At 49.1% G+C, this 14,779-nt stretch carries 11 protein-coding genes and 2 pseudogenes; 1 reads left to right on the plus strand and 12 read right to left on the minus strand.

Annotation, left to right across the window (positions count from 1 at the left end):
• Positions 1 to 25: 25 nt before the first annotated feature.
• The 6 genes from BMZ79_RS24795 to BMZ79_RS24820 all read right to left on the minus strand — a co-directional run bounded on the left by BMZ79_RS24795 (position 26) and on the right by BMZ79_RS24820 (position 7,790).
• Positions 26 to 751 carry a tyrosine-protein phosphatase gene (locus BMZ79_RS24795; RefSeq protein ID WP_218154773.1) on the minus strand — a complete coding sequence of 242 codons (726 nt, stop codon included), beginning with the start codon at positions 749 to 751 and terminating at the stop codon, positions 26 to 28.
• Between the two features lie 50 nt (positions 752 to 801).
• Positions 802 to 1,680, minus strand: a complete 879-nt coding sequence (locus BMZ79_RS24800; protein WP_090645392.1) for an MBL fold metallo-hydrolase — start codon at positions 1,678 to 1,680, stop codon at positions 802 to 804.
• 70 nt (positions 1,681 to 1,750) lie between these two features.
• Positions 1,751 to 3,319, minus strand: coding sequence for an extracellular solute-binding protein (locus BMZ79_RS24805; RefSeq protein WP_177222320.1), 1,569 nt, complete (start codon positions 3,317 to 3,319; stop codon positions 1,751 to 1,753).
• Positions 3,320 to 3,366: 47 nt separating this feature from the next.
• On the minus strand, positions 3,367 to 4,242 hold the full coding sequence (locus tag BMZ79_RS24810) for a carbohydrate ABC transporter permease (protein WP_090645399.1): 876 nt from the start codon (positions 4,240 to 4,242) through the stop codon (positions 3,367 to 3,369).
• Between the two features lies 1 nt (position 4,243).
• Positions 4,244 to 5,122 (minus strand): ABC transporter permease, encoded by an 879-nt coding sequence (locus BMZ79_RS24815; protein WP_090645402.1) that lies wholly within the window; start codon positions 5,120 to 5,122, stop codon positions 4,244 to 4,246.
• A 358-nt stretch (positions 5,123 to 5,480) separates the two neighbouring features.
• A complete protein-coding gene (locus BMZ79_RS24820) occupies positions 5,481 to 7,790 on the minus strand; it encodes a helix-turn-helix domain-containing protein (protein ID WP_143089068.1) in 2,310 nt (769 codons plus the stop codon).
• A gap of 489 nt (positions 7,791 to 8,279) precedes the next feature.
• Between BMZ79_RS24820 and BMZ79_RS24825 the strand changes: the two are divergent.
• Positions 8,280 to 9,532 (plus strand): annotated as a pseudogene (locus BMZ79_RS24825) (IS110 family transposase).
• A gap of 444 nt (positions 9,533 to 9,976) precedes the next feature.
• Here the strand turns inward: BMZ79_RS24825 and BMZ79_RS33765 are convergent.
• From BMZ79_RS33765 to BMZ79_RS24835, 6 genes and pseudogenes are all read right to left on the minus strand, one after another.
• Entirely contained in the window at positions 9,977 to 10,312 is a 336-nt protein-coding gene (locus BMZ79_RS33765) for a hypothetical protein (RefSeq protein WP_143089069.1), read from the minus strand.
• A gap of 174 nt (positions 10,313 to 10,486) precedes the next feature.
• Positions 10,487 to 10,777, minus strand: a complete 291-nt coding sequence (locus BMZ79_RS33770) for a hypothetical protein (RefSeq protein ID WP_143089070.1) — start codon at positions 10,775 to 10,777, stop codon at positions 10,487 to 10,489.
• A 170-nt stretch (positions 10,778 to 10,947) separates the two neighbouring features.
• Positions 10,948 to 11,769, minus strand: coding sequence for a hypothetical protein (locus tag BMZ79_RS24830; protein ID WP_218154775.1), 822 nt, complete (start codon positions 11,767 to 11,769; stop codon positions 10,948 to 10,950).
• A 50-nt stretch (positions 11,770 to 11,819) separates the two neighbouring features.
• The gene (locus tag BMZ79_RS34425; RefSeq protein ID WP_177222321.1) at positions 11,820 to 11,978 is read right to left on the minus strand and encodes a hypothetical protein; all 159 of its coding nucleotides are present in this window, start codon (positions 11,976 to 11,978) and stop codon (positions 11,820 to 11,822) included.
• Between the two features lie 519 nt (positions 11,979 to 12,497).
• On the minus strand, positions 12,498 to 12,620 hold the full coding sequence (locus BMZ79_RS35660) for a stalk domain-containing protein (protein WP_371263790.1): 123 nt from the start codon (positions 12,618 to 12,620) through the stop codon (positions 12,498 to 12,500).
• Between the two features lie 663 nt (positions 12,621 to 13,283).
• A pseudogene (locus BMZ79_RS24835) lies at positions 13,284 to 14,571 on the minus strand (IS110 family transposase).
• Positions 14,572 to 14,779: the final 208 nt, after the last annotated feature.

A 14,779-nucleotide genomic window follows, 5' to 3' on the forward strand; every position in this document is an offset into this window, starting at 1 on the left:
CTCCCCTTTCCTCAATCGCATCTATCTAGTCTGCAAGCATCCGCTGCTTCAGCGCTTGAATCTGTTCAGGCTCTATCCCGCTCGATCTCAAGTAGCCCTCTGCATCTCCATACGCCGACTTTAAGTGATTCAGCAACACGATCATATTTTCCGGCGGACTCCCGAGATGAACCTCGTACGCTTCCGGGCTCACCGCCGGCGGACGGTCTTGGCGCAGCTCATCCATCAAGGGAGCGAGGCATCCGGCTGTCAGCGCGTAATCCTCCGCGATGGTCGCGTGCGGAACGCCCGCCAACTCCAGCAGCAGCGCCGCGATGATGCCCGTACGGTCCTTGCCGACTTTGCAGTGAAACAACGCCGAACCGTTCTCGGTGGAGCCCGCCAACAGCTCGAACACGCGTCGAATCGGTTCCTTGGCCCCTTCAAGCAGATCGATATATTGCTCTCCCAAGCCGCGCACATAATCGCCTTGACTCGCAAGCACGAGACTGACGTTATGATAGGCCGCATCTCTTGAATCCGAGAATACGTCCCGCTGCAAGGCCAGCTCGCTGCTGTATCTCAGGTCGATAACCGTAGCAATCCCCCGCTTCACAAGTTCCTGCCGGCTTCCCTCACTTAGCGCGTGCAGGTTGTCCGCCCGGTAGAGCAGCCCCCAACGCGTCATGCTGCCGTCTTTCGTTTCGTAACCGCCGAGATCCCTTACGTTATAGGCGCCTTCCAACCGAAGAACGCGTTGTTGATTTGCCAAAGTATTCAAATATGGTAACCGCCTTTATCTCGAAATTAGTACAGGGCCGCTCAAATGCCGTCTGCATCGATAGCCAGCCCGTCGTACGCAACGACAACCCGGTGACCGGAGCGGTCGAATTCTGCCTGCATCTCGTCGTGCAGCAGATGATGAGCCGTATTAATGTGTGTCGCCCATACGCGCGTATGTTCATGCACGAATTCGATCTCTTTCATGCGCTCCGGCATCAATGCATAGTTGGGGATATCCAGATGAGAATCCGCATACTTCGGATACCCTTCGCGATTGCCGAACGTGCACTCCATAATGAGCAGATCCACCGACTTTCCCTCCAGGAACCGCCATGTGGCCTCCGTGTACCAGCCGGTGTCCGAAGCATACAGCAGCTTCCTGCCATCCGGCAGTTCGATAAGATAATTAATCGCAAGCTCGCTCCGGCTCATGCCATAGTGATTGCCGGGCACGGTGGTTACTTTCAACCTTCCGACATCATAGCTTTCGAAATATCGAAGCGGGTGAATGATAAACTTACCATCCCAATTCGACCGGCCGGGCGTTGCGTCAAGGTCGTATACGGCGAGCAGCTTGGCGCTCCATTCGGCTGCCGGCTCGCTCAGATAGACATGCAGCGGCCGATTGTTGTGCTCGATACGGTTCAGCTTGGACATGATTTCACCGACGGCGAAATGATCCTTATGCGTATGGGTGATCAGCAAATGCTCCATGTCGTATACGTCCAATCCAAGCTTGATCATCTGATAGAAAATATCCGGGCTAAAATCGATCTGGTGTTGCGCGTCAATGCGAAATGAAGTTCGGCTGCGAATGTTTCGTCCGCCCGCCTCCCGGATCCGGCTGCACAGCGTGCAGCGGCAAAAGTAAGACGGTACCCCTTCAGCCGCGCCCGTTCCCAGAAACGTCATGTTCATCCGCTTAGTCCCCCTCTTATGGCGCACTTGCCGCCTGCCGTTCAAAGTCGGCAAACGGCCTCGCAATGACTTATTTGGCAAAACGGTCTTGATACGCTTCGTTGATTTCCTTGCTAATCTGCTGGTACTTGGTATCCGCCTTCAATTCGCTCACGTACTTGTCCCATGACTCGATCGGCTGTTTGCCCATGATGACCTGGATTTTCAAGTCTTGAATCTTCTTCATATATTCCGGTCCCACTTCATTGTACGTCGGGCTTTGTAAGCCGACCGCAGGGCTGCCGATGCTGTACTGCGCGCGGTCATCGATCAGCTTCTGCATATCCGCATACTGCTGGCAGGACACGAACGCGCCCGCCGCAGGCACGCGGCCATATTTGTCATACCCGTTGAAGATTTGACCGATGTCGCCGAAGTTGTCGAGCTGCTTCTGCGGCAAATCCACGTATCCGCATTCCGCTTCCTTGATGTGAACGCCCAGCAAGCCCTTCTTCAGCATCAAGCCATCCGGAGAACCGCCGTAGTCGAGCATGGCGAGTATAGCCTTCAATTTCTGTTCGGACACGGTCTTCTTCGGAATGACGAGCGCGCCGGCCATCCCCGTACCCTTGATCGACATCTTCGCGCCGTTCGGGCTGATCATATAGAGCGGCGACATCAACTGCGCGTCAGGTGCGACCTTCACCAGGTCGACCCCAATGTTGTTGATGTTGTTGAGCGTATTGTTGAAGATGCCCGCCCTGTTCGATTTCAACTGATCCTCGTGTTGCGACGTCTTCATGAGGGCAAAATCCTTCGGAATCAGTCCTTCGGTGAATGCCTTGTTTAGGTAAACCAGCATGTCGCGTGTGCCCGGCAGCAAATCGGTATCTTCGAGCTTGTCACCATCGAGTTTCCATTTGCCGTTGGCGTTATTGAACAGGTTTTGAAAGATGACGAAGTTGCCCATCGCATCCGAGTCCACGCTTCCCGTAAAGCCGTACGTATCCTTCTGTCCGTCGCCGTCCGGGTCCTTCTCGGTAAAGGCTTCCATGACGTTATACAAATCGTCCAGCGTCTGCGGAACCGGCAGTCCGAGCTTGTCCAGCCAATCCTGGCGAATAATCGGGAAGCTGTCACCGTCAAGCGCGCGCACGCGCGGAATCATATAGTTCTTGCCCTTAACCTTCGTATTGTTCCAGATGTCCGCCGGATACGCCGCCAAATTCGGGTAATCTTTAATGTATGGCGTAATATCCCAGAAGGCGCCCTGCTCCATCATAGTAAGCACGTTCGGGGTGAAGGGATCCGTCAGCACCATCAGATCCGGAATATCCCCAGATGCGAGCGTAACGTTCGCTTTCTCCTCGTAATTATTGCTGGAGATGAGGGTGACGTCCATTTTCATGTTCGTGCGCTTCTCGTATTCCCGCTTGATCACGTTGTCGTCGGCGAAAGGCTCCGGTTGATAATAAGGTGACATGACCGTAATTTCCGTGACCTTGTCCTCTGTAGCACCTGAGGTTGCATTGTCCAAAGCCGTGGTACCTGAAGCATTACTGTTCGAAGCCGCATCATCTCCAGCTTCCTTGCCGCAGCCGGCCGCCAGAAGCACGAACGCAAGCAGCGGAAGCAGCCATTTCTGTCCTACCGATTTCATGAACATCCTCCTTGTTATCGACTCATCTATAGTAATAGGGCTGCCGGCTACTCCTTCACGGAGCCCAGCATGACGCCTTTGGTAAAATGCTTCTGCAGGAACGGATACACGAACAGAATCGGTACGGTCGCCACGATGACGGCGGCCATCTTCAGCATTTCCGGAGGCATCCGCTTCTCCAGGCTCAGATCGGACCCGTCGCCTCCCAGTGCAGTGGATGAATCGATCAGCATGTTCTGCAGCAGCACCTGTAGCGGATATTTACCGGCGTCGTTAATATACAGCACCGCATTGAAGAACGTATTCCAATAGCCCACCGCGTAAAACAAGCCGACCGCCGCGATCGAAGGCATCGAGAGCGGAAGAATGATTTTTGCCCATACGCCGATGTCGGAGCTGCCGTCGATTTTCGCCGCTTCCTCCAGGCTGGCTGGCACGCTGTCGAAAAATCCTTTCATTAAGAAGATGTACCAGCCGCTGGTGAGCGAAGGAACGATGAGCGACCATAAGCTGTTAATCAATCCGATATCTCGCACGAGCAAATAGTGCGGAATGATGCCCGGGTTTAGCAGCGTCGTCAGCAGGACCAGCAGCAGGAGCGTTTTCCTACACGGCATCCGCTTGCGGGATAGCGCATAGGCGAAAGAAGCTGTCACAATGAGGCTGCACGCCGTTCCTGCAGTCGCGAGAAACGCGCTGACTCCCGACGCACGGACGAACGAGCCGGTTGAAAGCAGATACCGGTACGATTCGAGCGTCCACTTCTCCGGGAACAAAATCAGGCCGCCGCGGTAATACTGTTCCGGGGTGACGAAGGAGATGACGAAGACATAGTAGATCGGGAACAGTGTAACCGCCGCCAGCACGGCAAGCACAATCAGATTGCCGGCATTGAACGCTCGGCTCCCCCATCGCTCTTTCATCTTAATACACGCCCTCCTCCCCGAAACGTTTGGACAAGCTGTTGGCAAGGAGCACCAGAATGAATCCGATCACGGACTTAAACAAGCCGACCGCCGACGTGAAGCTGTACTGACTCTGCTGGATGCCCAAACGATAGACATAGGTGTCGAAAACATCCGCCACATCGGCGACGGCACCATTAGCCATGAGATACACCTGCTCGAAGCCGACGTCCATCATATGGCCCATCCGCAAGATGAACAGCACGACGATCACGCCCCGGATCGCCGGCAGCGTAATGTGCCATGCCTGCCGCAGCCGGCCGGCTCCATCAATTCTCGCCGCCTCGTATAATCTCGAATCGACCCCGGCGATCGCCGCGAGGAAGATGATCGTGCCCCAGCCCGCTTCCTTCCAGATCGATTGAGCCGTCAGCAAGATCCAGAACAGCTTGGGATTCGTGAGAAAGTCGACCTGCTGCATACCCGCGGCGGCGATGAGCTTGTTGACCACGCCCTCCGAGCCGAGCAGGAGGAAGCACAGGCCGGCGATAATAACCCATGATAAAAAATGAGGCAAGTACACGATGGACTGCACGAACCGTTTGAACGCCATATTACGCACTTCGTTGAGCAGCAGTGACAAGATAATCGGCAGCGGGAAGAAGAAGATTAGGCTGAGCAGGTTGATGCCCAGCGTATTCCGGAACAGCAGGATAAAATCCGAATTCTCGAAAAAGCGCCGAAAATGAGCCAGACCTACCCAATCACTATGCAGCAGCCCCCTATACGGCGAGTAATCCATAAAGGCGATGATCAAGCCCCACAATGGTACATACTTGAATAGAATCATGAACGCCGCGCCCGGCAGCGCGAGCAAGATCAGCTGCCTGTCACGCATGATCCGGCCGATAGCCTTTTTCCGCCTCGTCCTGCTTTGTTCGACTGCCCCGGCTGCGCCCGGGAATGCTTTTGAATGATTGATTGCGCCTCTCCTCCTTTCACGAGTTTGATTGTAGGCAGCAACCAATTTTCCGGCAAGGAGACATATTTTCTCGTTCGTTTGCTGCCAGAAAGTCTACTATTTATGCGGCTCTGCCCGGTTTTCCACCTTTACAATCCCGAAAGAATATTTGTCCCATCGCCGGAAATCCCGGAATGTTGCGGCAATTCGCCTCCGCAGACGGCGACGCGGCTGGGGGTCCAGCAAATAACAAAAGACCGCAGGCTGTCACCCGCAGTCTACTATTGTGCTCCACTTACGATTGTCCCAATGCCCCGCGATACTGACCAGGTGTCTTGCCTTCGTATTTTTTGAAGATGCGCGTAAAATACGATGGCTGGTAGCCTACCTGTTCGGCGATGTCATGAATCTTGCTGTCGGTCTCCTGCAAGAGCTCCTTCGCCTTGTCCAGACGAACCTTGGTCAAATAATCAATGAAATTCATGCCCGTAACCTGCTTAAAGCCGAGGCTTAGCTTCTTCATGTACGTGCCCTGAAGATCGGCGCACGACTCCAGCGTGATATCCGTCATATATTCGCGGTGAATGACCATGATGACCTGCTCCACCAGCTGCTTCAGCTTGATGCCCTGCGTCTCCGCGACCCAGCGCATATACGGTTCGATCAACCTCGATCGGCACCATGACAGCACATCACTGCTATTGCGCAGCCCGGCAAGCTCTTCGTAAAGATTGCCAACACCATAGATTTCATGAAGATTGCAGCCCGATTGAATCAGGGTATAGTGGATGCTGCCCAGCAATTGTTGCATCCCCTGTAGCACGTAGAATTCCTGGGTGGAGTTCGCGTGAAGCTCCGCAATGAATGATTCGATCAGACGCATCGTATCCCCGGTATCGCTTGTGCGCAGTGCCTGCAAAACCTCCTTCTCGGCCGTCATCGGATAGGTAAAGCCGTCATAATCGATTTCCGTCCAGCCGTCTAAATCGATTATTTGATTGACAGCATCCAGGTCGCGGAAGCGGTGCACCTTCCTCGCCTGCGCATACAGATCCGGAATCGATTTCAGCTGATCGGTCAACTTCCCCACGCCGATCGTGACGTTCACCTTCAGCATCGTGTACAGGTAATGGATGATCTCCTCGGAAAGCTGTATCAGCTTCACCTTCAGCTGCTCCTTGTTCCCGACCCCTTCGAAGGCTAGGAATATGCCCAGCGACATGCCTTGGATGTTAACCACGCTCACGTCCTGATCACGGCTGCGCAGCAGCTCTTCGACGATATTGGCCGCGGCAAAAGTAATCGGCTGCTTATCATCCCCGTCCGAGAAGCCGTTTTCCTGCCCCGAAAGGTCGAACAGCTCGATGGTGGTGAAAGAGAAGCTTCTGCTTTCGACCTTCCAGCCGTACGATTCCATCCGCTTCCGAATTTCCTGCTCCGACATGGCATAATATTGACCGTCCACGAACTGAATAAGAAACGCGTTGCGAAGCGCCGGCAGGCTGTTCTCGAACCGCTCCTGAAACTCCCGGCTCTCATACGTCAAATGCTGCCACTGCTTCTCGATAAATGCGAGCTCATCCCTGCTGTCATGCGATACCGATCCGATCCGCTTGCTGCGAAATAAACCCACTAGCCTGTTGATCGGACGATACAGTTGGTTGGTCGCAACCCAGGATAACAGGAAGGCGATGACCAGCCCGGCGAAGCTGGCCACGATCATCAACCGGGATAAAAGGATGGTCGGCCGGCTCAGCAGACTAAGTGGTGTCGCCGTTATGAATTTCAAGCCTACCTTCGGCATCTCGTACTGTCCGACCGCATACGTCTGACCGTCCCAATCGAATCTGAACGATGATGCTCCGGCGTTCTTGCCCTTCGCCATCTCATCACGCAATGCGGCGGCAAGTGGACTGGCCGACGCCGCGCCGTTTGCGATCCAATTCATCTGATCGTCCAAAATAAACGCCGCGCCTGAATTCTCGGGATTTAAGACGCGAAGCAGGCTGTTCATTTCTTCTGGATCCAGGTCGATGATGAATGCGCCATACGGATCCGTGGCGATCACCGGCAGCTTATGAATGAGTGTCATCGACGTCAGCGGGGCGTCGGGGTTCGAAGTGACGCCGAACTTCCAGTAGAACCCTTCACCGGAATCCAGCAGCGCGGCATACTTATCCCGATCCTGTCGGTTCACAATGGCCCTAGCACCTTCATCGGGTGAAATCAGCGTATCATCACGCTTGTCATACAATTGAACCCGCTTGATCATCCGATCGGCAGAGTTAAGGCGCGTAAGCAACTCGAACATATTTTGCGCCAGGCGAAAATTATCCTGATATGATTCGTGATTCAGCTGATTTTGAAACAAATCCTGCTGCGCATATTGATTGACGATGATTTCTACCTGACCGAATTGTTCCTTCAGCTGATCCGCCGTCTGAATCAGTCGAAGCTGATGCGTATAATCGACTTCCCGCTCGATTTGCTTCGAACTAATCAAATACGTGCTGAAGGCAATTAGCGCCATCGGTACGCTGGAGATGAACAGCACAATCGCCAGATTTTTTCGAAAGAGACGTCCGCGTTCCGTTCGTTTCCCCACGCGTAGACTTCGGCTCGAAAACCAAGATTTGATAGCTGCCACCTTCTTTTACCGATAATTGGCGCGTATCCGTGCTTAATCGTCATATCTATTGATTTAAATTCACTGGCTTGGATAATCCGCAATTGTTGCGATTCCACGCAAGTCAAAGAACGGGATAAGCATGACGCTCCCGCTCACAGCATAGCAGTCGAATGTTAACGTAGGGTCAGCCAATTACGAAGGTACTGCAAATCAGCTACCAACTAAGCAAAATCTCTGTTTGCTTAATATTGAGAAACAACTTTAATTTATCCTTTCCGTTAGCGCAACGACGGCAACCGAGCGTATGAGGCCGGTTGCCGTCGTGTCATGATTGAGCTATCGTTCCCCGTTAGAATTCCTGTAAAACGAATAATTTGGCGTTTGAACAAAAACGAGCGCCTCTGTACGATGGGGTTACGCACGAGGTCAAAAGCCTCAAAAAGCCCATCAGGAGGTCGCTCTACTATGAATTTTAAAGCACAGGATAAGCAAAATCAACGCATTGAAAACATTACCGTTTCTCACCTTGTCATCGGCGTAGATATCGCCCAAGAAGTCCATGTGGCCCGCGCCGTTAGCTTTCGAGGCATTGCTTTGGGGACTCCACTCGAGTTCGGTAACCATCGTGAAGGGTTCAAGTTATTCGAACGTTGGATTCAAGATCTGCTCAACACTCACAAACTGAGCAATGTCATCGTTGGAATGGAACCCACCGGGCATTACTGGTTTAGCCTAGCACGGTGGCTGGCCACACAAGGTATTGAAGCTGTTTTGGTTAATCCACATTTAGTCAAAAAGAATAAAGAAAACCGGGACAATACACCTTCTAAAAGCGATCGTAAGGACGCCATTGTCATTGCAGATATGATTAAAAACGGGTATTACTCTCCTGTTCGTTTTCATCCGGAAGCGTTTGAAGAATTGCGAATTCTCATGGCAAACCGAGAAACGGTTACCAAGCGCCTCAACGCCGCGGTTAATCAGATTCATCGTTGGGTAGACATTGTCTTTCCCGAACTGCGCCAGGTCTTTAAAATCTTAACCTGCACCAGCTCAGACTCTTCCCTTTGCCTGGAGAAATTAGTCGGTTAAACACCGAGCAAATCCTCGACGGCTGGAAGCAATACGTGAAACGTCATGCTGGCGTTAAACGTGCTGAACTTCTCATTTTACTTGCTAAATCTAGCGTTGGAACCACCCAGGCACTCCATGCTTACAAGCTTCATCTGAGGCATTTGCTTGAAGAATACGACCTGGCCCAGTGCCAACTTGAACAGATCGAACGCGAGCTCCATCTTATTCTTGGGCGCATTCCTTACGCACAAAAGCTGCTTGAAATACGGGGCGTGAGTGCAACGAGTCTAGCTGGTGTGCTTGGTGAGGCCGGTGATCTAAGTGGTTATTCGCACGGAAATGCGCTGTTGCGGCATGCTGGATTGAATCTTGCTGAGGCCAGTTCTGGGAAGTGGCGAGGAAAGATGGTGCTTAGCAAACGGGGGCGGCCACGCCTGCGCCATTTCCTCTATCTCATGACGATGTGCATGGTCATGACAAACCCGGAAATCCGGGCTTTGCACCGTTACAATGTGGAAATCAAGAAGCTGAAGAAAATGAAATCCATCATGAAGTTATGTAGTAAAGTAGCGCGTTTGCTAGTTGGCTTAGCTAAGAATAGCGAGGCTTACGATTCAACTCGAGTGTTCCTTCAGGCAGCTTAAGACCACTCGTACCTCACCAGCTCAAGCATTCGCAGGATGACAAGAAGCACGGAGTATCGGGAGACGTTACGCAAAAGGGCTCGGACCCGTTCCGTTAGAAAAACCGACCTCCACCCCTTAGTTAGATGTGACGAAGGAATGAAAGGGCTATGACCCGTTGAGACATGGGAGCGAAAATCGCTAAGGCGAAGTGGAGACGTGCGTAAATGGAACAATGTGGGTGAAGGTTTCCTCACCTTTATTTACGCATGCCCTTTCACTTCATCAAGGTATCAAGCTCCAGCATATCTTCTTCTTCCATCATCATCAAAGGGTGAAATCCTGCGAATTCATGAGTCTGAGTGAGGAAACTGAATCATTTCGAGGGAGCGTAATGAATTAACGAGAGCCGCGATGAATGCAGTGGGATATGATGTTGCTAACCTATTTGAAGTGATCCTCAAATTACCTGATTTCATACTTAAGAAAGTCATTTAAATTATCTATTTTGTCTGTTACAAATTCGATATCGTGTTTTTTCTCTCTGATTAGTACATATAAAGGTGCAGAAGAAACATTTACTCTTACTTCAATCTCTGGCATCCCATTTGTAACTATATTTATCCTATGTTTTGGATCTTCGAGTCCTTCAATTGGAACATCATAGTTTATTGTTCTGTTATAGACGAGCAGAAGATATTTAGGTTTCTCAAGCAAACCTGTAAGAAGTATGTAGATAGCATAACTAGCAGCAATAGCCAAACCTGTACGGTATAAGTATTTATTTATTGAGTTTTTCATTATTAGTCCTTTCGTTAGTATTTACGTCAGCTTTAAACAGTTAGTCTGCTAACTTCTTATTCTACGTACTTAAAATATTCGCAATTTGTTTTAACTAACCTGCGCATAAGATCACGAACCAGCAGCCCCTTTCTGATTAGAGCTACCTGCGTGTACATTCAGCTATCGTGCCCGTTAGTTTAATCTTGAACTGTTTTTAAATAATAAACTAAAGATACAAGTGATAAATAAAATTCCACTAAGGCTTAATAAGATACTTCCTTTCCATTTCAATTGATCAATAAAATTTTGCAACATTATATTGAATTGATTTGTATCCATACTCCCCCCCATTTGTTCTCGCATATAGGTATTTGCCTTATCCATTCCCCACACAACGGAGTTATTGAGTTGCACATAACCATTAATCATTATAACGGCAGAAATTATTAGTAAAGATACAACAATAGAATTAAAAGATCTCACTTCCTGGTCCTCCATTCATTTTTAGCTTAAATCTTATCTTACTATATTCGTTGGATATCCATGAATTTCCTCTTCAACAATCCTGCCCGTTAGTTGAGCGAAGGCAGCCGATCGTTTCTGGCCGGCTGCCTTCGTGTAGAAGTGTTTCCCTTTTGCTGGCCGACTGGCTTTCACGGAACCTCAGCTACAGGCAGATATCGATCGTCCACGATCAGTGAAGGTAAGGACTCTTCTTGGGTCTGGATGATAAATCCAATGATGATATCTTGTTTATTCGTCGGCCATTGCGGATCAGATGCAAATGATTCATCGACGGAGAGCTCGGTGTGCGGAGGAATCGTCTTCTGAAATTTGATTTTTGGAAGTAACTTACGGATCGCTTCGGTTTGGAGGTTCGAATTCAGGGCTGGTTCGATCGATACTATCGTGTATACCATGTTCCCGTTATTAGTTAGTTTGAAATAATACTTCCCTTCTCTAACCTCCGTATGGCTGACATGTAGATCCATGCCCACTCGCGTCAAGCCTTTGATTGTATTCACGACCGAACCGTCATTCATCTTGATGTAATAAATGACGGCAGGCGCATTCTTGATCGGCGGGTTATTGGCAGCGTCAACTTCGATCTCCCATACAAGCACATCTTTCCGATCGGTCTCCGAGTAGAAGTACTTCGTCTTGGTTTCTGTTTGAAAACGCGTCCAAAGCTTCGCGTTATCGTAACCGTCCTGCGCGGCTTGATGAAGAGCAATTCGCTCCGCTTCGTTCGCCGAAATGCCCGTGTTCCTATGATTAATAAGGAATGCTGTGCCAGCAGCTGCAACGATAACCAATACCAGTAAAAGGTGCCGTTTGACTTCATCCACCCCCAGAAATTTCCTTTTCCAATCAAATATACGCTTCCTCCGCACGATAAGTTGCGCCCAGTGTTCGCTTTCCGTTCGCGCCCTCCATTTTGTATCAAAAGCGACAATGACTGGATCGTATAACACGGGAAGAGAAATATTCAACAATCGTGTCCCGTTAGCTCAATGAACATTAGCTATTTCTCGAGAATGACTAATGAATAAACAGCGGCACCACATTGACCACCCATCGGTCTTTGGTTTATTACTTTCCACCCATTCTCAAGCAATTTATTTAATTCATCCAGGTTGTTTCTCTTTTCGGATGTGTAATTCACAACGATTGCTTGCTGCATTTCAAGTCACCTTCCCTTATTTTCGTTCTATCGTGTCCCGTTAGTGGAATAGAATTTCATTTCGACTGGACCTTTAAATCTTCACCAATCAGCTTTGTTCCTTCATAAATAACACCATAATCATAATTATTGATATCAAAGTAACCAACCATTGTAATAATCCCAGACATCTGGACGATTCGAAAACTCGGCAATAGTATCCATTATGCGTCTGAATAATTTAGTTGCTTCAGTTTCTGTAAGATTCTCCTCAATCATAAGTCTGAATTTAACATCTTTTTTACCGTCAAACGAAGATGCTGTTGAAGCGATTCCATCAAGATTTTTAAAAGAAACCTCAGTTTTTCCTACTGCATCGAAAATATCAATGCTTGGTTTCTTAGTACAAGATCAGTTAATAAAAATGAAATAAGAAATAGGACGAATACTATCTTTCTACTCATCAAAATCCCCCCCATTCCTGCATCATATAATACCACATATTGGAACTACACTGCTCGTTAGCGTAGCGAAGGGCTACTACGCGGCAGAGTGCTCGCCATAGGTGACTGCAACCGTGTGAGTAGCCGAATCATAGCGCACTCCGGCATGCATAAGTAATGCAATCTCACGAAGCGACACATACAAACGATTTTGCTTCAAAATGAGTACCTTATGGTCAACTTATACAGTAGGATGCCTGGGATTTGTTTCACGAACTTAGCATGAAACAGTCTGGCAATGCTATGAAAGTCTCAATAGCAGGATGACCATGCAACAGTTCGATGCAAGGCCGATTATATGTTTGGATCTTCAATGCAATTCATCTCCTTTGTAAGAAGGACGCAGGAAATGAAATGGGGTACCCAACACGATCACCTACATACCAAATATTATGAAGCAAATCGCTATATTTTTCGACAATCCATTGAGCTATACTGCCCGTCCCTCGGTTTTAAGGGTTTATCTCACATATACTCACTCATTCGCAGGATTTCATCACCTTGAAATAGATATGGAGGTGGAGAAAGCTATGGGCGGATGCCGTTAGCCCAGTAACTGGGTATGCGGGAACAAAGGAATTGCTTCAGCCATTCCTTTCTGCCTAACTCTACTGCACGCAAACTCCACAAGTGCCCTGGTGTTTACCATCCCATGGCTCGACGGGTCTAGGCCCTCACATTCCATCGTCATACTTATCCAAGGTGTGGAGACCGATTGCGTTTAGCGGACGGGTCTGAGCCCTTTTCGGGCAGTAACTCGGTTCTCCGTGCTTTCTTTTTCAAAATCCCGCGAATGAGTCAATATACGTGATCGATCAATGCCCTATGCTGCTTGTGAAACGAGATGGCTGGCCTTTTCGGGAGAGAATGTTTCTACGCGCTGGACCATACCGATCAAAATTCGCGCTACTTTACCCACGAGTTTAAAGACAGACTGTTGCTTTTTCATGTGCTTTACTTGAACATTGTGTCGATGTAATTCTTGAAAGACCGGATTAATTCCAATGAGCTGGATTGTCGCCAAATACAGATATTTTCTTAAACTGGAGTCCCCTCGTTTGGAGACAACGATCTGACCTTTCCTCTTCCCCGATGTGCTTTCAGCCAAATTCAGACCGGCTTTGCGCAGTAACTGACGCCCATGTGCGTACTGCCTAAGATTCACCTGCACCTGCTAAGATAGCCGCAACGAAGATGGATCCAAGGCCTTTTATGGAACGCATCTGAATGGCCATGGGTATCTCACCTAACAATACGTGAAGCTGCTTTTCGATGTCTGCTAACATCTCCGTAATTCGTTCATACTCTGAGATTAAACGTGCCAAATCTAGCTTTGCTACGGCTAAAGCTGTAACGTCTCCCACACTCCGCTTAGCTTGCGCAATTAGCTCAGCCGCCTTTTGAGTGCCTGTAGTACCGCCTGCCCTTTGCATATGCTTTTTCCAGATCACTATGATCTCTGGTACTGACCAGTTTGCAAGGTCCACAGGTGCAGGGAATTCCTTCAAAGTAGCCATTGAACGTTTGCCGGTCCAATCCTTAAAAACCGAACTGTACTCAGGAAACCGGATATCCAGCCACCGAATAATGCGATTTTGTAGCCGGACGCTATTGGCAACCCAAAACTCTCGATCGCTCATCAGTGTTCGCAGGCGTTGAAATACTTGAGTCTTTTTCGTATGTTCATAGTAGTAGCCTCGGCTTACTACATCTGCAATGACAAGCGCATCTTTTGGGTCACTCTTCGATTGGCAGTTGTCACGGTTTTCTTTATTGCGTTTTGTTGTTGCTGGATTAACTAAGACCACTTGCAACCCTTTATGTGTAAGCCAGTTGGCTAGGTTCCACCAATAGTGGCCTGTCGGCTCCATGCCTATGATTACCTGACTTAAACGGTGCTTTTGCTGAATACCTTCCATCCACCGCTGCAGCTTTTCAAACCCCTCTATGGTGTTGCTGAATGATAGATGCCGATTCGTCAGTACAATCCCACGATAATTTGTAACCTGTGCCACATGAGTCTCTTTTGCCATGTCGATCCCTACAATTAAATGCGAGGGCGTAATTCGTTCGACTCGTTGATTTTGTGCTTCTGATTGTTTAAACTTCATGATAAGAGCGCCTCCTTGATGGTGTTGGGTAATTACCCTTGGACAAACCCATCATACCGAGGCGCTCCTTTTTTGACAAAGGTGATTTCTTAGCCTTAACAGGAATGTTTATTTTAATAAAGGTCCTCTGCCAATCAAGTTCGCTTTTCAAGAACAAGCCCCCTTGAATGTGTTACAATAAAGGAAATAAAGAAATTTTTGGTAAGGA

The organism is Paenibacillus sp. UNC496MF, assembly GCF_900113915.1.
GTDB lineage: Bacteria > Bacillota > Bacilli > Paenibacillales > Paenibacillaceae > Paenibacillus_Z > Paenibacillus_Z artemisiicola.

Excerpts from the sequence above, each read along its gene's own strand:
- BMZ79_RS24800 (WP_090645392.1), bottom strand. The coding sequence starts at position 1,680 with ATGAACATGACGTTTCTGGGAACGGGCGCGGCTGAAGGGGTACCGTCT.
- BMZ79_RS24805 (WP_177222320.1), bottom strand. The coding sequence starts at position 3,319 with ATGAAATCGGTAGGACAGAAATGGCTGCTTCCGCTGCTTGCGTTCGTG.
- BMZ79_RS24810 (WP_090645399.1), bottom strand. The coding sequence starts at position 4,242 with ATGAAAGAGCGATGGGGGAGCCGAGCGTTCAATGCCGGCAATCTGATT.
- BMZ79_RS24815 (WP_090645402.1), bottom strand. The coding sequence starts at position 5,122 with ATGCGTGACAGGCAGCTGATCTTGCTCGCGCTGCCGGGCGCGGCGTTC.
- BMZ79_RS33765 (WP_143089069.1), bottom strand. The coding sequence starts at position 10,312 with ATGAAAAACTCAATAAATAAATACTTATACCGTACAGGTTTGGCTATT.
- BMZ79_RS34425 (WP_177222321.1), bottom strand. The coding sequence starts at position 11,978 with ATGCAGCAAGCAATCGTTGTGAATTACACATCCGAAAAGAGAAACAAC.